Raw genomic sequence first — 19025 nt, 5'->3', positions numbered from 1 at the left:
CCACACACCCCCACCCCCCCCCCCCCCCCCCCCCCCCCCCCCCCCCCCCCCCCCCCCCCCCCCCCCCCCCCCCCCCCCCCCCCCCCCCCCCCCCCCCCCTACTGCCTACCGACGGCTACGCGCGTACCGCGCGCCGCGCCCGCGTCAGTTGTCGTCCTCGTCGATGAGGAAGCCACGCATCGGCGACGGAGCCTGCTGCATCGGCTGCGGCGCCTGCGGCCGCACCGGTGCCATCGGCTGCGTCATCGCGGGCGACATCTGCTGCTGGCCGCCGTAGGACGGACCACCGCCCATCGGCTGGCCGCCACCCATGGTCTGGTTGCCGCCGTACGACGGGGCGCTCGCGCCGGCCGACGCCATCGACGGGGACGGCGGCAGCGACGCGGTCGCCGGGGTCCGCGGGGGGGCCAGCGAGTCGTCCGCCTGGGTTTCGAGCTGGCGGAGCTGGCTCTCCAGGTAGGACTTCAGGCGCGTACGGTACTCACGCTCGAAGCCCCGCAGGTCCTCGACCTTGCGCTCCAGCGTGGCGCGGGCGGACTCCAGGGAGCCCATCGCGACGCGGTGCTTCTCCTGCGCGTCCCGCTCCAGGGCGTCCGCCTTGGCGCGGGCGTCGCGCTCCAGGCCCTCGGCGCGCGACCGGGCCTCGCCGACGATCTTGTTGGCCTCGGAGCGGGCCTCCGCGATCGCCTGGTCGGCAGTCTGCTGGGCGAGGGAGAGAACGCGGGCCGCGCTGTCGCCGCCGGGGCCCTGACCGGGCTGCGGCATCTGCGGGCCGTGACCGCCCATGGGGCCACCCATGGGACCGCCCATCGGGCCGCCCATGGGGCCGCCCTGCATGGGACCGGGGCCGTGCTGGCCCTGCGGGCCGCCGTGGCTGGGACCGGCCGGAAGCTGCGGAGCACCACCGGGAAGCTGGGGGGGACCCATCTGCGGGGGCTGCTGCTGGACCGGCGGACCCGATATCCCGGCGGGCACGGGAGCCCCCGGACCGACCGGTCGGTCCTGCTGCTCCGGCGGCTTGCGCATGCCCTGCTGCTGCTGGTTCTGCGCGGCCGCGCGCGTGGCGGCGGCCAGCTTGGCGCGCAGGTCCTCGTTCTCGCGGAGCAGGCGCGTCAGTTCGGCTTCGACCTCGTCGAGGAAGGCATCGACCTCGTCCTCGTCATAGCCTTCTCGGAGGCGGACGGTCGTGAACTGCTTGTTCCGCACGTCCTCGGGGGTCAGCGGCATCTTTCCTTCACCTCTACGTAGTCGTCGGCAGTCGGCAGGACCGTTATCGCTACACCCTCACACCCTCATCATGAAGCTGTTCACGATGGAGATCAGGATGTAGACGATGATCATCAGAACGAAGAAGGACAGGTCGAGTGCCACGCCCCCGAGACGCAACGGCGGGATGAACCGCCGCAGAAGCTTCAGTGGTGGATCAGTGACAGTGTAGGTGGCCTCCAGAACGACCACCATCGCCTTCCCGGGTTGCCATGAACGAGCGAACTGGAAGACGTAGTCCATGACCAGCCGGAAGATCAGGACGACAAGGAAGCACATCAGAGCGATGTAGATCACTTGTAGTGCGACGCTCATCCCGCGCTTCCCTCTCCCCTGGTCCTATGTCCACCGGCCTCCCGGCCGGGCCGTTCCCGGTGTCGTGCTCTCAGCTCTGGTTGAAGAATCCGCCCTCTGCGATGCGGGCCTTGTCCTCCGCCGTGACATCGACGTTAGCAGGCGACAACAGGAACACCTTCTGCGTCACTCTCTCAATGCTGCCATGCAGGCCGAAGACGAGACCGGCGGCAAAGTCGACAAGTCGCTTCGCGTCCGTGTCGTCCATCTCCGTGAGATTCATGATCACAGGCGTGCCCTCGCGGAAGTGTTCCCCGATGGTACGGGCCTCGTTGTAGGTCCGCGGGTGCAGCGTGGTGATGCGGTAGGGCTCCCGCTCGGACACGACCTTGGGCATGATCACCGGTGCGTTCTTCTCCAGGCTCGGGCGTTCAGGTGTGATGGATGCCACGGGGGCGATTCGCGCCGGACGTCCGCTTTCAGCGGGAAGCGGAACAGGGTCGCGCTGCACGGGCGGCTGCTGGACGACACGCACCGGCTCCTCGCGCTCCGCCTGGTGCGAAGACTGGTGCGGGGGCTGGTGGCGCCGTCGGTCGCGCTCGGGCTCCGGCTCCAGTTCGGGTTCGAAGTCGTCATCGGGGTCGAAGCCCCGGCCGTCGTACCCATCGTCCTCCACGAGGCCGAGGTAGACCGCCATCTTGCGCATCGCGCCGGCCATTCTCTGAGTCCTCCGCTCTGTGGTGGATCGCCCTCATCACTCATGGGCACAGCGTCACCAAGTGCCCGCGATCCACAAGGCCTGTCCGCTGTTCGGCGGAAATGACCATATTTTCTGCTGTGGTCCGACTTGCTTCGCGACGTTACCCGAGCCGAGGTCGGACTCCGAGCACCGCCGTACCGATGCGCACATGTGTCGCTCCGGCCGCCACCGCGTCCTCGAGGTCCGCGCTCATCCCTGCTGACACCATGTTCGCAGCCGGATGGGACACGCGCAGGCGGGATGCGAATTCCATCAGCCGATCGAATGCGGCCCGTTCGCGCCCCGCATAGGGTCCGGCCAGCGGCGCGACCGTCATGAGTCCGTCGAGCCGGAGGCCCGGCGCGCCCTCGACCGCGTCCGCCAACTCCTCGATGCCGTCCGGCGCGACGCCGCCGCGCTCGCCACGCTCACCGGACTCCGCGTCGAGCGCCACCTGGATCAGGCACCCGATGTCGCGCCCGGCGCGCTCCGCCGCGCCCGACAGCGCGGTGACGAGCTTCAGCCGGTCGACCGACTGCACCTCATGCGCATAACTCGCCACAGAACGGGCCTTATTGGTCTGCAACTGGCCGACGAAGTGCCATGTGAGGTCGAGGTCCGCGCACTCGGCGGCCTTGGGGGCCGCGTCCTGGTCGCGGTTCTCGGCGACATGACGGACCCCCAGCTCGTGCAGCAGCCGTACGTCGCTCGCGGGGTACGTCTTGGTGACCACGATCAGGGTCACGTCCTCGCGCTCACGCCCGGCCGCCGCGCACGCGGCAGAGATACGTTCCTCCACTCGCGCGAGGTTCTCGGCGAGTTGAGCCTTGCGGTCCGTCATCTGCTATCAGTCCAACCAGACATATCCGGCGAGCCGCCCGGTCGTGCGGTCGCGACGGTACGAGTAGTGGTCGCGCGATTCGAGCGTGCAGACCTCCGAAGCGCGCCGGTCGCGCACCCCCAGCGCGTCGAGCTGGGCGTGCACCCCGGCGGTCACATCCACCGCCGGAGTGCCCCAACTCGTCGTGGAGTGCGCCTCCGGTACGACGGCGGCCACCTCGCCCCGCATGGTCTCGGGGACCTCGTAGCAGCGTCCGCACACGGCCGGGCCGGTGCGGGCGGTGATCCGTGCCGGCTCGGCACCGAGCGCGATCATGGCCTCGACGGTGGCCGGCACGACACCGGCGACCATCCCGGGCCGGCCGGCGTGCGCCGCGCCCACCACACCCGCGACCGGGTCGGCCAGCAGGACGGGCGTGCAGTCGGCGGTCAGCACCGCGAGCGCGAGCCCGCGCCGGGCGGTGACGATCCCGTCCACCGCCAAAACGTCCTGGTCCGCCGCCCACGGTCCGTCGACCACGGCCACGTCCCGGCCGTGCACCTGGTTCATCCACACGACCCGCCGCGGATCGAGCCCCAGCGACTCGGCGGCGAGCCGGCGGTTCGTCGTGACGGAGCCGGGGTCGTCGCCGACCGCTCCGCCGAGGTTGAGCTCTTCGTACGGAACGGCGCTCACCCCGCCCCACCGATCGGTGAAGGCGAAATGCGCGCCGCTCACTGAGTCGTGCTGCCCTATCACGTCACAGGGTCACTTCAGGAAGTCCGGGACGTCCAGCTCTTCGGCCGAGGTGTCCGGGTACGGACGGGCCGGCGGCACCGCCGGCGGCGTGACCGTCAGGGAGCTGTCGCTCACGGCCGGGGCGGGCTCGGCCGCCGGGGCCGGGGCCTCCTCGCGCACCGGCACGGTGCCGAGGCCGCTCACCGGGCGGGGCTGCTCCGTGGCCCGCGCCGGGGGCGCCGGCTCCTCGCGCTTGCTCGACCCGGCGCTGAGGATGTTGTCGCGCCGGGCCGGCGGCTGGCCCCCGTCGAAGCCGGCCGCGATGACCGTGACCCGCACCTCGTCACCGAGGGCGTCGTCGATGACGGCACCGAAGATGATGTTGGCCTCGGGGTGCGCGGCCTCGCTGACGAGCTGGGCGGCTTCGTTGATCTCGAAGAGGCCGAGGTCCGAGCCACCGGAGATGGACAGCAGCACCCCGCGGGCGCCGTCGATGGACGCCTCCAGCAGCGGCGAGGAGATCGCCATCTCGGCGGCGGCCACCGCGCGGTCGTCGCCGCGGGCCGAGCCGATGCCCATGAGGGCGGAACCGGCCTCGGACATGACCGACTTGACGTCGGCGAAGTCGAGGTTGATGAGACCCGGGGTGGTGATGAGGTCGGTGATGCCCTGGACGCCGGAGAGCAGGACCTGGTCGGCGGACTTGAACGCGTCCAGCACGCTGACCTGGCGGTCCGAGATGGACAGCAGCCGGTCGTTCGGGATGACGATGAGGGTGTCGACCTCTTCGCGGAGCTCGGCGATGCCGTCCTCCGCCTGGTTGGCGCGGCGCCGGCCCTCGAAGGTGAACGGCCGGGTGACCACACCGATGGTCAGGGCGCCCAGCGAGCGCGCGATGTTGGCGACGACGGGCGCGCCGCCGGTGCCGGTGCCGCCACCTTCGCCGGCGGTGACGAAGACCATGTCGGCCCCCTTGAGGACCTCCTCGATCTCCTCGCGGTGGTCCTCTGCCGCCTTGCGACCGACTGCCGGGTTGGCTCCGGCCCCGAGGCCGCGGGTGAGTTCACGGCCGACGTCGAGCTTGACGTCGGCGTCGCTCATCAACAGAGCTTGCGCGTCCGTGTTGATGGCGATGAACTCGACGCCCTTGAGACCGACCTCGATCATTCGGTTGATGGCATTGACACCACCGCCGCCGACACCGATGACCTTGATGACTGCGAGGTAGTTCTGCGGTGCTGCCACGTCGAAGGCCTCTCGCCTCGAGTTACGTGTCGCCACTTCGCGGTGGTCTCGCGCCGCGACGACGGATGCCGATGGGACGGTCCGAAACGCCGACCCAAACCCTAACGTTGAAGTTTAGGGTTACCAGTGTCTCTGTTCGCTGGACTCTTCCGAACAGGACACTAAGTCGACAAGTGGCGCACGTTCAACGAACACGCCGAACCTCCCGTTTTTCTTTTCACCCTATGTGATCACCCATAGCGCTGACCAACCAGGGTGCTGGCCAGCGCATATGTGCGTCAACTCCGCGACACGGCAGGGGCGGTCGGGGCACTCACGTCGAAGTGCCCCGCTTTGGGCGCCGCCTTCATCAGTGCGGTGAGCGCACGGGCTTTCGCCTCGCCGTCCTCGCCGCTGCCCCACACCACGGTCCTGCCGCCCGTCAGCTCCAGGGTGATGGAGTCGTACGAACGGACCCTCAGGACCTTGGCGTCCTCGGCGACCGGCCCCGGCAGGTCGCCCGCCACACCGACCGCCGCGGCGGTCAGCCGGTCGGCCCCGAAGCGGCGCAGGCTGGGGGACTGACCCACCGTCAGCTCCAGCAGCGGCACGCCCTTCGGGGCCTTGGCCGCGTCCACCGTGGCGAAATGCACACCGCTCGCGTCCACTTCGGTGAACTTTCCGCTCTTTTCCACCAGGAGGACCGGCGTACGTTCGACCACATTCAGGGCGATTCCGTGCGGCCATGACCGGACGACGTCCACCGAGTCGATCCGGGGCAGGGCGCGCAGCAGCCGGCCCTCGATGTCGTCCGTGTCGACCGACACCAGCGGGGCTCCGACCGGCACCGCGGCGGCCGCCCTGACCTCGGCGGGCGTCAGCACCCGCGTACCGGAGGTGGTGACCTGCTCGACCCGCAGCCACGCGGAGCCGTAGAAGAGCCACACACCGCTGGCGAGCAGGGCCAGGGCGGTGACGATCAGGAGCACGGCGCGGGGACCGGGCAGCCGGGAGAGCCGGGCCGGGGACGGACCCTTGGGCTTGGCGCCCTTGAGCCTGGCACCCACCGGCCGCTTGGTGCCCGGAGCGCCGCGCTCGGTGGTCGTCGTCGGCCCGGCCATGCTCCCTGCCTTCTCACGCCCTGTGGCGTGCCGCGATCGCCTCGTAGACCATGCCGACGAGCAGGTCGTCGGCGTCCCGGCGGCCGAACTCGGCGGCGGCGCGGGACATCTCGTACAGCCGGTGCGGGTCGGAGAGCACCGGGAGCACGTTGCCCTGGACCCACTCGGGCGTCAGCTCGGCGTCGTCGACCAGCAGCCCGCCGCCGGCCTTGACCACCGGCTGGGCGTTGAGCCGCTGTTCGCCGTTGCCGATCGGCAGCGGTACGTACGCGGCGGGCAGCCCCACGGCGGAGAGTTCGGCGACGGTCATCGCGCCCGCGCGGCACAGCATCATGTCGGCCGCGGCGTACGCGAGGTCCATCCGGTCCACGTACGGTACCGGGATGTAGGGCGGCATACCGGGCATGTTGTCGACGTGCGGCAGTTCGTTCTTGGGGCCGACCGCGTGCAGGATCTGGATGCCGGAGCGCTGGAGGACCGGGGCGATCTGCTGGATCACCTCGTTCAGCCGGCGGGCGCCCTGCGAGCCGCCGGAGACCAGCAGGGTCGGCAGGTTGGGGTCCAGGCCGAACGCGGCGCGCGCCTCCGGGCGGACCCGGGCGCGGTCGAGGGTGGCGATGGTGTGCCGCAGCGGGATGCCGATGTAGCGGGCGTTACGGAGCTTGCTGTCGGGGGTGGCGACGGCGACCCCGGCCGCGTACCGCGAGCCGATCTTGTTGGCCAGGCCGGGCCGGGCGTTGGCCTCGTGGACCACGATCGGTACGCCGAGCCGCTTGGCGGCCAGGTAGCCCGGCAGGGCCACGTAACCGCCGAAGCCGACGACGCAGTCGGCCTTCGTGCGCTCCAGGATCTGCTCGGCGGCCTTGATCGTGCCGCGCAGCCGCCCCGGGACGGTGATCAGCTCGGGGGTGGGCTTGCGCGGCAGCGGAACGGCGGGGATGAGCGCCAGCTCGTAGCCCCGCTCCGGTACGAGCCGGGTCTCCAGACCCCGCTCCGTACCGAGGGCCGTGATCCCCACGGTCGGGTCCTGCCTGCGCAGGGCGTCCGCGAGGGCGAGCGCGGGCTCGATGTGGCCGGCGGTCCCCCCACCGGCGAGTACGACATGCACCGAAATTCACCGCTCTCCGGACGGACGCTTCTTGACGCGCCGTCGCATCGACTTCCAACTCACCCCGGCCCGTTTGCCGAGACCAGGCTGTCGCATGGCCAGGGCCGCCTTCGCCGCGGGCTCCTCTCGCGCGAAGGCGATGAGCAGACCGACGGCGAACATGGTCGGCAGCAGGGCGGACCCTCCGTAGGAGAACAGCGGGAGCGGGACACCGGCGATCGGCAGCAGGCCGAGCACCGCACCGATGTTGACCACGGCCTGCGCCGTGATCCAGGTGGTCACGCCTCCCGCGGCATACCTCACGAAGGGGTCCTCCGTGCGTCCGGCCACGCGGATACCCGCATAGCCTAGAGCCGCGAAGAGGGCGAGTACCGACAGCGTCCCCGCCAGCCCCAGTTCCTCCCCGGTGATGGCGAAGATGAAGTCGGTGTGAGGTTCGGGGAGTTGGCCCCATTTTTCCACACTCGCTCCCAGCCCGGAACCGAACCATCCGCCCGACGCCAGAGCATAGATCCCGTGCACGGCCTGCCAGCACGAGTCCCCCGGGCCGGGCTCGGTGGCGCCGATGCAGGCGAGCCGCGCCATCCGGTTCTCGCTGGTCCTGATCAGCATGACGCCGATCGCGGCGGCGACCGCCAGCACGCCGACGAACATCCGGGTGGGCGCGCCGGCGAGCCACAGCAGGCCGAAGAGGATCGCGGTGAGGATGATCGCCGTCCCCATGTCGCCGCCCAGCATGATCAGTCCCAGCAGCAGGAAGGCGACCGGGACGAGCGGCACGAGCAGGTGCTTCCACTGGGTCAGCAGCCGTTTGTCCTGCTTGCGGGCGAGCAGGTCCGCGCCCCACAGGATCAGCGCCAGCTTGCCGAACTCGCTGGGCTGGAGCTGGAAGGGGCCACCCAGGTAGATCCAGTTCTGGTTGCCGTTGACGGAATGCCCTATCCCCGGGATCTGCACCAGGACCATCAGGAAGACGGTGCCGACGAGCAGCGGGTAGGCGAGCGCCCGGTGCAGCTTGGCCGGGACCCGGGAGGCGAACAGCAGCAGCCCGGTGCCGATGGCGGCGGCCAGGAACTGCTTGCGGAAGAAGTAGGTGTCGGACAGCGACAGCTCCAGCGCCTTGATCTGCGACGCCGAGTAGACCATCACAAGGCCCAGGACGGTGATCAGCAGGCTGGCGCCGAGGATCACGTAGTACGCGGTCAGAGGCCGGTCCCAGGCCCGCCGTGCCCGCTCGTAGAGCCCCCGCACCCCGCTCCCCCGCGGCGGCCGGGGGGCCGGCACCCTGCGGGCCCGCCCGGCCCGGCCACCGCCACGGGCCGCGGGCGGCCGCCGGAGCCCCGCGGTGCGGCCGCGCAGGGCGAGCCCGAAGCCGAGACCGCGCGGGGCGGGGCCATGGGTGCGGCCCCGTCGGGCGGGGCCCCTGGCGGGGCCGTTCAGGGCCGGACCAAAGGCGCGGGCCCACCCGGCGGGGCCCATGGCGGGGCCGTTCAGGGCGAGGCCCGCGCGGTGCGGTGCGTACGCGGCGGCGTGGTCGGCCGGCATGGTCGCTGTCCCCTCCAGTCGTGCCCGGCGCGGCCGGACCGGTGGCTGTCAGGCGCGCTCGGCGGCGAGTGCGCGGACCGCGTCCGCGAACGCCTCGCCCCGCTTGTTGTAGTTGACGAACATGTCCATCGAGGCGCAGGCCGGGGCGAGCAGGACCGTGTCCCCGGGCTGTGCGAGCCGTGCCGCTTCCCGGACCGCCTCCGGCATCGCCCCAGTGTCGGTCCGGTCGAGGTCGACGACCGGTACCTCCGGGGCGTGTCGCGCGAGGGCTTCCCGGATCAGGGCGCGGTCGGCGCCCATCAGGACGACGGCGCGCAACCGCTTCGCCGACGCGGCGACCAGCTCGTCGAAGGTCGCGCCCTTGGCGAGGCCCCCGGCGATCCACACGATCGGGTCGTACGCGGCCAGCGACGCCTCCGCGGCGTGGGTGTTGGTGGCCTTGGAATCGTCGACGTAGCGGACGCCCTGGACCTCCTCGACCAGCTCGATGCGGTGCGGGTCGGGGCGGAAGGCCCGCAGTCCGTCCCGTACGGCGGTGGCCGGGACGCCGAAGGCGCGGGCCAGGGCGGCCGCGGCGAGCGCGTTGGCGATGTTGTGCGGGGCCGGCGGATTGACGTCGGAGATCTGGGCGAGCTCCTGGGCCTGCTTCTGCCGGTTCTCGACGAAGGCGCGGTCCACCAGGAGGTCGTCCACGATCCCGACCTGGGAGGGGCCCGGCGTACCGAGGGTGAAGCCGATGGCGCGGCAGCCCTCCTCGACGTCGGCCTCGCGCACCAGGTCCTCGGTGGCCTTGTCGGCGACGTTGTAGACGCAGGCGACCTGGTTGCCCTCGTAGATCCGGCCCTTGTCGGCGGCGTACGCCTGCATGGAGCCGTGCCAGTCGAGGTGGTCCGGGGCGAGGTTCAGGACGGCCGCGGAGTGGGCGCGCACGGAGGGCGCCCAGTGCAGTTGGTAGCTGGACAGTTCGACGGCGAGGACGTCGTACTTCTCCTCGCCGAGGACGGCGTCCAGGAGGGAGACGCCGATGTTGCCCACGGCGGCGGTCTTCAGGCCCGCCGCCTCCAGGATGGCGGCGAGCATCCGTACGGTCGTGGTCTTGCCGTTGGTGCCGGTGACCGCGAGCCAGGGCGCGGCGTCGGGGCCGCGCAGCCGCCACGCCAGCTCGACGTCGCCCCAGACCTCCACGCCCGCCTCGGCGGCCGCGCGGAACAGCGGCTTGTCGGGCTGCCACCCGGGCGTGGTGACGACCAGCTCGGTGCCCTCCGGCAGGGTCGCCCCGTCGCCGAGGCGGACGGTGATGCCCTCCGCCTCCAGCTCGGCCGCCTGCGCGCGGGAGCGCTCGTCGTCGCCGTCGTTGACGACCGTGACGTGGGCGCCCAGGCCGGCGAGGACGCGGGCGGCGGGGATGCCGCTCACGCCCATGCCGGCGACGGTGACGTTCTTGCCCTGCCAGGAGGTACTCACTTGTCGGCTGCCCATCCCGCGTAGAAGAGGCCGAGTCCCACGATGACGCACATGCCCTGAATGATCCAGAAACGGACCACCACGAGCACTTCGGACCAGCCCTTGAGTTCGAAGTGATGCTGGAGCGGAGCCATCCGGAAGACCCGCTTCCCGGTCATCCGGAACGAACCGACCTGGATGACGACGGAGAGGGTGATGAGCACGAACAGGCCGCCCAGGAGGGCCAGCAGCAGCTCCGTGCGGGAGCAGATCGCCAGGCCCGCGAGCGCGCCGCCGAGGGCGAGCGAACCGGTGTCACCCATGAAGATCTTGGCGGGCGAGGTGTTCCACCACAGGAAGCCGAAGCAGGCGCCCATCAGCGCGGAGGCGACGACGGCGAGGTCGAGCGGGTCGCGCACCTCGAAGCAGGCGTTGGGGTTGGTCAGGGTGTCGGCGTTGGCGCACGACTCCTGGAACTGCCACAGCCCGATGAAGGTGTACGCGCCGAAGACCATCACCGAGGCGCCGGTGGCGAGGCCGTCGAGGCCGTCGGTCAGGTTCACGCCGTTCGACATGGCCAGGATCATGAACAGCGCCCAGACCACGAACAGCACCGGGCCGATGGACCAGCCGAAGTCGGTGATGAAGGAGAGCCTGGTGGACGCCGGGGTCTGGCCGCGGCCGTCGGCGAACTGGAGCGCGAGGACGGCGAAGGCGATGCCGACGATGAGCTGGCCGGCCATCTTCGCCTTGGCCCGCAGGCCCAGCGAACGCTGCTTGACGATCTTGATGTAGTCGTCGAGGAAGCCGACGAGGCCCATGCCCGCCATCAGGAACAGCACCAGGACGCCCGAGTAGGTCGGGTCCTCGCCGGTGATGACCTTGGCGAGCGCGTACGCGATGAGCGTGGCCAGGATGAAGGAGATACCGCCCATGGTGGGCGTGCCCTTCTTGCTGCCGTGCGTACGCGGGCCGTCGTCGCGGATGAACTGCCCGTATCCCTTGCGGGCCAGGAGCTTGATCAGCAGCGGCGTACCGATCAGGGTCAGGAAGAGCCCGATGGCTCCCGCGAAGAGGATCTGCCTCATCGGCCGGCGACCTCGCCCTCGGTGGTGTTCTCGAGCAGTGCCTGGGCGATCCGCTCGAGCCCGACCGACCTTGATGCCTTCACCAGCACGACGTCTCCCGGGCGCAGCTCTCTGCGCAACAGGTCGATCGCCGCCCGTGCGTCGGACACGTGCACCGACTCCTCACCCCACGAACCCTCGTTATATGCGCCCAGTTGCAGCCAGGACGCTTCCCTGCCCCCGACTGCGACGAGCTTGCTGACGTTGAGCCGGACGGCGAGCCGTCCGACCGCGTCGTGCTCGGCGAGCGCCTCGTCCCCCAGCTCGGCCATCTGACCGAGCACCGCCCACGTACGGCCCCCCTTGGCCTGTGCGGCCTTGCCCATGGCCGCGAGCGCGCGCAGGGCGGCTCGCATGGACTCGGGGTTCGCGTTGTAGGCGTCGTTGACGATCGTCACACCGTCAGGACGCTCGGTGACCTCCATGCGCCAGCGGGAGAGGGAGCCCGCCTCGGAGAGCGCGGTGGCGATCTCGTCGACGGACATGCCCAGCTCATGGGCGACGGCGGCCGCGGCGAGCGCGTTCGACACGTGGTGCTCACCGTACAGGCGCAAGGTCACGTCACTGCACCCGGTGGGTGTGTGAAGCCTGAAAGAGGGCTGTCCGGTCTCTGTGAGCCGGACATTCTCGGCACGTACGTGGGCTTCTTCGGCCTCGCCGAAGAACGTCACGCGCGCGTGGGTGCGGTTTTCCATGGCCCGCACGAGAGGGTCATCCGCGTTCAGCACGGCGATCCCGCCCGCCTCGGCGGACGGCAGCGCCTCGACCATCTCGCCCTTGGCCTGGGCGATCTGCTCCCGGCCGCCGAACTCGCCGATGTGGGCGGAGCCCACGTTCAGGACGAGACCGATCGACGGCGGGGTCAGCTCGGTGAGGTAGCGGATGTGGCCGATTCCGCGCGCTCCCATTTCCAGGACGAGGTGCTCGGTGTCCTTGTCCGCGCGCAGCGCGGTCAGCGGCAGGCCGATCTCGTTGTTGAGGGAGCCGGGCGTCCAGACGGTGGGGCCCTTGCGCTGGAGCACCTGGGCGATCAGGTCCTTGGTGCTGGTCTTGCCGGCCGAGCCGGTCAGCGCGACGACCTTGGTACCGAGGCGTCCGACGACCGCGCGGGCGAGCGCGCCGAGCGCCGTCTGGACGTCGTCCACGACGATGGCGGGCACCCCGACCGGGCGGGTGGCCAGCACGGCCGCCGCGCCCGCGTCCATGGCGCGCTGCGCGTAGTCGTGGCCGTCGACGTTCTCGCCGGCGAAGGCGGCGAAGAGGGAGCCGGGCTCGACCTGGCGGGAGTCGATGACGACGGGGCCGGTGACCTGTACGGCCGGATCCGGTATGTCGTACGACTGCCCGCCGACGATTTCGGCGATCTCGGCGAGGGAGAGGGCGATCACTACTTCATCCCTGACTGTTCTGGATGGCTTCGCGGAGGACCTGGCGGTCGTCGAAGGGGCGTACCACTCCGGCGATGTCCTGGCCCTGCTCGTGGCCCTTGCCCGCGACCAGCACGGTGTCGCCCGGCTGGGCGCGCGCCACGGCGGCGGCGATGGCGGCGGCCCGGTCGGCCTCCACGATCACGTCACCGCGCTCGTGGACGGGCACCTCGGCGGCGCCGGCCAGCATCGCGGCGAGGATCGCGAGCGGGTCCTCGGAGCGGGGGTTGTCGGAGGTGAGTACGGCGGTGTCGGCGAGGCGTGCGGCGGCGGCGCCCATGGGGCCGCGCTTGGTGACGTCCCGGTCGCCGCCGCAGCCGAGGACGATGTGCAGTCGGCCCTCGGTGACCTTGCGCAGGGCGCGCAGGACCGATTCGACGGCGTCCGTCTTGTGGGCGTAGTCGACGACGGCGAGGTAGGGCTGGCCGGCGTCGACGCGCTCCAGGCGGCCGGGTACGCCGGGGACGGCGGCGACGCCGTCGGCGGCGGTCTGGGGGTCGATCCCGGCCACGGCGAGGGTGACGACGGCGGCGAGGGTGTTGGCGACGTTGAACGGGCCGGGCAGCGGGGCCTTGGCGCCGATCCGCTCGCCCTTGGGGCCGCGGATGGTGAACGTGCTCCCCAGGGCGCCGATTTCGACGTCCTCGGCCCACCAGTCGGCGTCCTGGTTCCCCTCGGCGGAGAAGGTGACGACGGGGACGGAGGCCTCCTTGACCAGCCTCCTGCCGTACTCGTCGTCGAAGTTGACCACTCCCTGCCGGCTGCGGCGCGGGGTGAAGAGCTGCGCCTTGGCCTGGAAGTAGTCCTCCATGCCGGAGTGGAACTCCATGTGCTCCGGGCTGAGGTTGTTGAAGACGGCGACGTCGAAGACGCAGCCGTCGACCCGGCCGAGCACGAGGGCGTGGCTGGAGACCTCCATGGCGACCGCTTCGACGCCGCGCTCGCGCATCACCGCGAACAGGGCCTGGAGGTCGGTGGCTTCCGGGGTGGTCCGTTCGGACTTGATGCGCTCGTCGCCGATGCGCATCTCGACGGTGCCGATGAGCCCGGTCGCGCGGCCGGCGGCCTGGAGGCCGCCTTCGACGAGGTAGGCGGTGGTGGTCTTGCCGGAGGTGCCGGTGATGCCGATCTGGAGCAGGTCGCTGCCCGGCCGGCCGTAGATGTCGGCGGCGAGCTCGCCCATCCGGCCGCGCGGGTCCTCGGTGACCAGGACCGGCAGGCCGGTCGCGGCGGCGCGTTCGGCGCCCGCCGGGTCGGTGAGGACGGCGGCGGCGCCGAGGTCCGCGGCCTGGCCGGCGAAGTCGGCACCGTGGAGGCGGGCGCCCGGCAGGGCGGCGTACACGTCTCCGGGGCGCACGGCCCGGGAGTCGTGGGTGATGCCGGTCACCTCCGCGCTGCCCGGCGACGGGATGCCCAGCCGGGTCGCCAGCTCGCCCAGGGGTGTGGGGCGGACCTGGTCCGGCCGGGGCGCCCCGGGGCGTTTCGCGGGGGCGTCCTTCGGGGTGGTTCGGGACTGATCAGCGTGTGGCACGGCGGTGAGCGTACCGGGCGCACCCGCGATCGGGCTAAATGAGGGCGCCGGTGCAGCGTGGTCGCCGGATCGGTTCCCGGGGTCGGGCGTGATGGTTGTCACTGGTTGCTCCCGCCGGCTCACTCGCCGGGTTTGAACGTGACCGGCATGCGGGGTGCTTTTTTGCCGGTTGGTGCGACTTGCAGGGTCTTGAGGGCGAACTCCATGACCTTCTTGTAGATGGGGCCGCAGATCTGGCCGCCGAAGTAGCTGCCCCTGGTGGGGTTCTGGATGGCGCAGTAGACGGTGATCTGCGGGTCGTCGGCGGGTGCGAAGCCCGCGAAGGAGGCGGTGTAGCCGCGGTAGCGGCCGAGTTGGGGGTCGACGCGGTTGGCGGTGCCGGTCTTGCCGGCGACGCGGTAGCCGGGGATGGCGGCCTTGGTTCCGGTGCCTTCCTCGTCGTCGACGACCGATTCCAGCATGGCGGCGAGGGTCTTGGCCGTCTTCTCGCTGATGACCCTGGTCTGTTTGGGGGCGGGGGCCGGGGTGAAGCGGCCGTCGGGTCCCTTGGTGCCGCGTACGAGGGTGGGCTCGACGCGTACGCCGCCGTTGGCGATCGTCGAGTAGACGGACGCCGCCTGCATGGCGTTGATGGACAGGCCCTGTCCGAAGGGGATCGTGTACTGCTGGGAGGTGGACCAGTCCTGCGGCTTGGCCAGGATGCCGGGGGTCTCGCCGGGGTAGCCGAGGCCGGTGGGGCTGCCGAAGCCGAACTTGCGCAGGTAGGAGTGGAGGACCCGGTTCGCGTGGGCCTGGGTCGGGCCGAGCTGGCCGGTGGCCAGGATGGTGCCGATGTTGCTGGACTTGGCCAGGACGCCGTTGAGCGTCAGGTACCAGGTGGGGTGGTCGACGTCGTCCTTGAACAGCCGGTCGCCCCGGTGCAGCCGGTTGGGCACGACGACATGGGTGGCGGGCGTGGCGACGCCCTCCTCCAGGACGGCGGCCATCGAGACGACCTTGGCGGTGGAGCCGGGTTCGTAGGCGTCCTGGAGGGCGGCGTTGCCCATGGCGGCGGAGTTGGCCTGGGACAGGTCGTTGGGGTCGAAGCCGGGCGAGTTGGCCATGGCGAGGACCTCGCCGGTCCGGGCGTTCTGCACTATCACGTAGCCGCGGTCGGCCTTGGACTCCTCGACCTGCCGGGTGATGGCCTGCTGGGCGGCCCACTGGATGTCGCGGTCGATGGTCAGCTCGATGTCGGAGCCGGGGACGGCGGGGGTTTCCCGGGCGCCGACGGTGGGCACCCGGCGGCCGCCCGACTGGGCGTACTTGATCTTGCCGTCCCTGCCGGCCAGCTCGTCGTCGAGCATGGACTCCAGGCCGCCTCCGCCGCGGCCGTCGGCGTTGACGTAACCCAGTATCCCGGCGGCGAGGGTGCCGTTGGGGTACACGCGCTTGCTGCTGGGCTCGTTGAAGATGCCGGCGAGCACATTGACGCCGGCGCCGCCGCCGGCCTTCTCCTTGCGGGCCTTCTCGGCGAAGACGTTCTTCAGGTCCTTGATCTGGTTCCAGACCTGCGGGGTCTGGCGGCGGGCCAGCATCGCGTAGCGGGACTTGGGCGCCTTGAGCTTCTTGACCAGCTCGGCGGGGTCCTTGCCGAGGATCGGTGCGAGGAGGGCGGCGGCCTGCTCCGGGGCGTCGGGCGCCTTGCTCTCCTCGGGCGTGAACATCTTGGGGTCGGCGGTGATGTCGTACGCGTCGACGCTGGTGGCCAGGGCGATCCCGGCGCGGTCGGTGATCTCGCCGCGCTCGGCGGACAGCGTGTACTCCTGGTACCGGTTCTTCTCGGCCTTGGCCGCGTACGCGCTGGCGTCGACGGCCTGGACCTGGAGGAGGCGCACGACGAACGCCAGCATGACCAGCGTCAGGCCGAGACTGACCAGCCGCAGCCGGGGCCTGGGGCTGCCGAGGCGGATGGTGCCGGCCCTGGCGGGCGGGCGGGGCGCGGGACGCGGGCGCCGGGCGGCCGGGCGGGCGGGGCGGCCGGAGCGCTCCGGGCGGGCGGGGGCCGGTACGCGGCGGCGTGGGGGCTGGGTGGGGGGCACTGCGTCACCTGCCGGGCGTCGTCGGGACGGTGGGCGGGGCGGGTTCGGCCGTCGCCCGGCTGGGTACGCCCCGGACGGTGCCGTCGGGGCCCAGGAAGACGGGGCTGCCGCCGGGCACCATGCCGAGCTCACGGGCCCGGCGCTCCAGCGCGTCGGGGGCGGACCGGCCGTTCACGTCCCGCTGGAGCTCCTGCTCCTCGTCGGTGAGTTCGGTGGTCCGCTTCTTGAGTTCGCTCAGCCTGAAGGAGCCCTCGTTGAGGGAGGAGTTGAGCAGCAGGAGGGTGATCAGGCCGCCGCCCAGGAGCAGGACGACCAGCAGGACGAAGGGGGTGCGGGCCGCGGTGCTCGGCCCGGACGGCATGAGCCGCGCGAGCCTGGCCGCCCGCCCCTTCAACGGTCCCGCCTTGGTCACCTGTCCTCCCGGTTCGCCCCGCTGCCGTCCTCGTGCGTCACGCCGTCGTGCCTCTTTGGTGCCGGCCGGTCACAGCTCGTCCTCCCTGATCCGCTCGGCGCCCCGCAGCCGGGCGGGGGCGGCGCGGCGGTTCTCGGCGACCTCCTCCTCGGTGGGGAGTTCGGCGCCGCGCGTCAGCAACTTGAGCTTCGGCTGGTAGCGCTCCGGCACGACGGGCAGCCCCGGCGGCGCGGTACTGGCGGCGCCCGCCGCGAAGACCTGCTTGACCAGCCGGTCCTCCAGCGAGTGGTAGGACAGGACGGCGATCCGGCCGCCGACCGCGAGGGCCTTCACCGCGGCCGGGACGGCCCGCTCCAGGACGGTCAACTCGCCGTTGACCTCGATGCGCAGGGCCTGGAAGGTGCGCTTGGCCGGGTTGCCGCCGGTGCGCTTGGCGGCCTGCGGGAGGGCGTTGCGGATGAGCTCCACCAGCCGGGCGCTGTTGGTGAACGGTTCCTTCTCCCGTTCCCGCACGATCGCCGCCACGATCCGCTTGGCCTGCTTCTCCTCGCCGTACTGGCGCAGGATGCGGACAAGCTCGCCGGGCGGGTAGGTGTTGAGGACCTCGGCAGCGCTGATGCCGGTCGTCTGGTCCATGCGCATGTCGAGCGGGGCGTCCTGGGCGTACGCGAAGCCGCGGTCGGCCTCGTCGAGCTGCATGGAGGAGACACCGAGGTCGAACAGGACGCCCTGGACTCGCGGGACGCCGAGCCGGTCCAGGACGCCGGGCAGCTCGTCGTACACGGCGTGGACGAGGGTGGCGCGGTCGCCGAACCTCGCGAGCCGCTCGCCGGAGAGCCGCAGCGCCTCCTTGTCCCGGTCGAGGGCGATCAGCCGCGCCTCGGGGAAGCGGGTCAGCAGCGCCTCGCTGTGGCCGCCGAGGCCGAGGGTGCAGTCGACGACCACCGCACCGGGGTGCGCCAGTGCGGGTGCCAGCATGTCCAGGCACCGCTGGAGCATCACCGGGACGTGTCGGGTCTCGTTCATGCACGACCCTCGCTGCGCTCGCTCATGCGCCCTCTCAGATTCGGCGCGGCGTACGTACTGCCGGGTCCGGCGCCGGAAAGGGGGCGTCGGCCGACCGGCGAGCGGGAGGAGGCCGAGCCGTACGTACCGCCGCACACGCGGGGGAGAAACTGCGGGATTCGCTGGGATTCGCTCAATGTCTCCGTGAACTTCGCGTCACTTTAGTCCACTCCCCCGCCCGGTCAATCAACCGGGCAGCGCGTCGCGCGGGCCGCCCGGCACCCGGCCGCGCGAGGGGTGCAATTACGGACGGCTCACCCATATGGTGGCGCATTGCTCCCGCCTGTGGGTTACCTCACAACAAGGTGCGTTGATGTTCTTTGTCCCCTCTCACAGCGCGCCCGGAGGGCCGGTGACCATTAACGTCATAGCCATGTCGACTTCCGCTTCCGCGCACTCCATGCCCAGCCCGATACCTACTGGCGGCACGGTCACGGACCGCCTCGTCGAGGCCAACCGTCGTTACGCCGCCGATTTCACGGACCCCGGGATGGACGCGCGCCCCGTGCTCCAGGTCGCCGTCGTCGCCTGCATGGATGCCCGGCTCGACCTGCACGCGGCGCTCGGCCTGAACCTGGGCGACTGCCACACCATCCGCAACGCCGGTGGTGTCGTCACCGATGACGTGATCCGCTCCCTGACCATCAGCCAGCGGGCGCTCGGCACCCGCAGCGTGGTGCTGGTGCACCACACGGGCTGCGGCCTGGAGACCCTCACCGAGGAGTTCCGGCACGATCTGGAGCAGGAGGTCGGACAGCGGCCGGCCTGGGCGGTGGAGAGCTTCCGCGACGTCGACCAGGACGTCCGGCAGTCGATGCAGCGGGTGCGCACGTCACCGTTCCTGTTGCACACCGACGACGTCCGGGGCTTCGTCTTCGACGTGAAGACGGGACTCCTGCGCGAGATCGACGCGTCTTCCTGACTTTTCTCGGCACGGGACACCCGCACGGACCATGCCAACCCCGACATATCGCACGCGGTTATCCACAGCCGAGTGACACGTACGGGTAACGGCAACAAGAATGCGGGGGTGGCACCGCTCCTGAATGGTTCGGAGACGGTGTCCGTGTTTCAAGGGTGGACC

The 19025-nt window shown here is 71.2% G+C and carries 17 protein-coding genes; 1 reads left to right on the top strand and 16 read right to left on the bottom strand.

What is annotated here, in order from left to right; translation table 11 throughout:
• Window positions 1-144: 144 nt before the first annotated feature.
• The 16 genes from ACZ46W_RS13590 to rsmH all read right to left on the bottom strand — a co-directional run bounded on the left by ACZ46W_RS13590 (window position 145) and on the right by rsmH (window position 17902).
• Window positions 145-1227, bottom strand: a complete 1083-nt coding sequence (locus tag ACZ46W_RS13590; RefSeq protein ID WP_366130232.1) for a DivIVA domain-containing protein — start codon at window positions 1225-1227, stop codon at window positions 145-147.
• Between the two features lie 57 nt (window positions 1228-1284).
• Window positions 1285-1581 (bottom strand): YggT family protein, encoded by a 297-nt coding sequence (locus ACZ46W_RS13585; protein ID WP_073752292.1) that lies wholly within the window; start codon window positions 1579-1581, stop codon window positions 1285-1287.
• A 70-nt stretch (window positions 1582-1651) separates the two neighbouring features.
• Window positions 1652-2278 (bottom strand): cell division protein SepF, encoded by a 627-nt coding sequence (locus tag ACZ46W_RS13580; protein ID WP_073752289.1) that lies wholly within the window; start codon window positions 2276-2278, stop codon window positions 1652-1654.
• Window positions 2279-2420: 142 nt separating this feature from the next.
• Window positions 2421-3140 carry a YggS family pyridoxal phosphate-dependent enzyme gene (locus ACZ46W_RS13575; RefSeq protein WP_468336081.1) on the bottom strand — a complete coding sequence of 240 codons (720 nt, stop codon included), beginning with the start codon at window positions 3138-3140 and terminating at the stop codon, window positions 2421-2423.
• A gap of 6 nt (window positions 3141-3146) precedes the next feature.
• Entirely contained in the window at window positions 3147-3878 is a 732-nt protein-coding gene (gene pgeF / locus ACZ46W_RS13570; RefSeq protein WP_468336078.1) for a peptidoglycan editing factor PgeF, read from the bottom strand.
• Window positions 3879-3887: 9 nt separating this feature from the next.
• Window positions 3888-5102, bottom strand: coding sequence for a cell division protein FtsZ (ftsZ, locus tag ACZ46W_RS13565; protein WP_366130236.1), 1215 nt, complete (start codon window positions 5100-5102; stop codon window positions 3888-3890).
• 278 nt (window positions 5103-5380) lie between these two features.
• Window positions 5381-6202 carry a cell division protein FtsQ/DivIB gene (locus tag ACZ46W_RS13560; RefSeq protein ID WP_468336074.1) on the bottom strand — a complete coding sequence of 274 codons (822 nt, stop codon included), beginning with the start codon at window positions 6200-6202 and terminating at the stop codon, window positions 5381-5383.
• Window positions 6203-6215: 13 nt separating this feature from the next.
• On the bottom strand, window positions 6216-7310 hold the full coding sequence (gene murG / locus ACZ46W_RS13555; protein WP_084897035.1) for an undecaprenyldiphospho-muramoylpentapeptide beta-N-acetylglucosaminyltransferase: 1095 nt from the start codon (window positions 7308-7310) through the stop codon (window positions 6216-6218).
• Window positions 7311-7316: 6 nt separating this feature from the next.
• Window positions 7317-8855, bottom strand: a complete 1539-nt coding sequence (gene ftsW / locus ACZ46W_RS13550; RefSeq protein ID WP_468336070.1) for a putative lipid II flippase FtsW — start codon at window positions 8853-8855, stop codon at window positions 7317-7319.
• A 48-nt stretch (window positions 8856-8903) separates the two neighbouring features.
• Window positions 8904-10334: a UDP-N-acetylmuramoyl-L-alanine--D-glutamate ligase gene (gene murD, locus ACZ46W_RS13545; RefSeq protein WP_468336067.1), complete on the bottom strand. Its 1431-nt coding sequence runs from the start codon at window positions 10332-10334 to the stop codon at window positions 8904-8906.
• Window positions 10316-11386: a phospho-N-acetylmuramoyl-pentapeptide-transferase gene (gene mraY / locus ACZ46W_RS13540; protein ID WP_468336064.1), complete on the bottom strand. Its 1071-nt coding sequence runs from the start codon at window positions 11384-11386 to the stop codon at window positions 10316-10318. The genes murD and mraY overlap by 19 nt, the downstream gene beginning before the upstream one ends.
• The gene (locus tag ACZ46W_RS13535; protein ID WP_468336061.1) at window positions 11383-12813 is read right to left on the bottom strand and encodes a UDP-N-acetylmuramoyl-tripeptide--D-alanyl-D-alanine ligase; all 1431 of its coding nucleotides are present in this window, start codon (window positions 12811-12813) and stop codon (window positions 11383-11385) included. The genes mraY and ACZ46W_RS13535 overlap by 4 nt, the downstream gene beginning before the upstream one ends.
• Window positions 12814-12817: 4 nt before the next feature.
• The gene (locus ACZ46W_RS13530; protein WP_468336058.1) at window positions 12818-14485 is read right to left on the bottom strand and encodes a UDP-N-acetylmuramoyl-L-alanyl-D-glutamate--2,6-diaminopimelate ligase; all 1668 of its coding nucleotides are present in this window, start codon (window positions 14483-14485) and stop codon (window positions 12818-12820) included.
• A gap of 17 nt (window positions 14486-14502) precedes the next feature.
• Window positions 14503-16464, bottom strand: coding sequence for a peptidoglycan D,D-transpeptidase FtsI family protein (locus ACZ46W_RS13525; protein WP_468336055.1), 1962 nt, complete (start codon window positions 16462-16464; stop codon window positions 14503-14505).
• Window positions 16465-16468: 4 nt separating this feature from the next.
• Entirely contained in the window at window positions 16469-16876 is a 408-nt protein-coding gene (gene ftsL, locus ACZ46W_RS13520) for a cell division protein FtsL (RefSeq protein WP_468336052.1), read from the bottom strand.
• Between the two features lie 69 nt (window positions 16877-16945).
• Window positions 16946-17902 (bottom strand): 16S rRNA (cytosine(1402)-N(4))-methyltransferase RsmH, encoded by a 957-nt coding sequence (gene rsmH / locus ACZ46W_RS13515; protein ID WP_468336049.1) that lies wholly within the window; start codon window positions 17900-17902, stop codon window positions 16946-16948.
• Window positions 17903-18314: 412 nt separating this feature from the next.
• Between rsmH and ACZ46W_RS13510 the strand changes: the two genes are divergently transcribed.
• Window positions 18315-18863, top strand: coding sequence for a beta-class carbonic anhydrase (locus tag ACZ46W_RS13510; protein ID WP_468336046.1), 549 nt, complete (start codon window positions 18315-18317; stop codon window positions 18861-18863).
• Window positions 18864-19025 lie beyond the last annotated feature (162 nt).

It is taken from the genome of Streptomyces sp. NPDC031064, assembly GCF_055570965.1.
Note: the sequence above shows the minus strand (reverse complement) of the source record. Positions and strands in the feature narration are given on the sequence as shown.

Excerpts from the sequence above, each read along its gene's own strand:
- murD (WP_468336067.1), bottom strand. The coding sequence starts at position 10,334 with ATGGGCAGCCGACAAGTGAGTACCTCCTGGCAGGGCAAGAACGTCACC.
- ACZ46W_RS13510 (WP_468336046.1), top strand. The coding sequence starts at position 18,315 with ATGTCGACTTCCGCTTCCGCGCACTCCATGCCCAGCCCGATACCTACT.
- ACZ46W_RS13575 (WP_468336081.1), bottom strand. The coding sequence starts at position 3,140 with ATGACGGACCGCAAGGCTCAACTCGCCGAGAACCTCGCGCGAGTGGAG.
- mraY (WP_468336064.1), bottom strand. The coding sequence starts at position 11,386 with ATGAGGCAGATCCTCTTCGCGGGAGCCATCGGGCTCTTCCTGACCCTG.
- ACZ46W_RS13585 (WP_073752292.1), bottom strand. The coding sequence starts at position 1,581 with ATGAGCGTCGCACTACAAGTGATCTACATCGCTCTGATGTGCTTCCTT.
- ACZ46W_RS13560 (WP_468336074.1), bottom strand. The coding sequence starts at position 6,202 with ATGGCCGGGCCGACGACGACCACCGAGCGCGGCGCTCCGGGCACCAAG.
- ACZ46W_RS13580 (WP_073752289.1), bottom strand. The coding sequence starts at position 2,278 with ATGGCCGGCGCGATGCGCAAGATGGCGGTCTACCTCGGCCTCGTGGAG.
- rsmH (WP_468336049.1), bottom strand. The coding sequence starts at position 17,902 with ATGAACGAGACCCGACACGTCCCGGTGATGCTCCAGCGGTGCCTGGAC.
- ACZ46W_RS13590 (WP_366130232.1), bottom strand. The coding sequence starts at position 1,227 with ATGCCGCTGACCCCCGAGGACGTGCGGAACAAGCAGTTCACGACCGTC.
- ftsW (WP_468336070.1), bottom strand. The coding sequence starts at position 8,855 with ATGCCGGCCGACCACGCCGCCGCGTACGCACCGCACCGCGCGGGCCTC.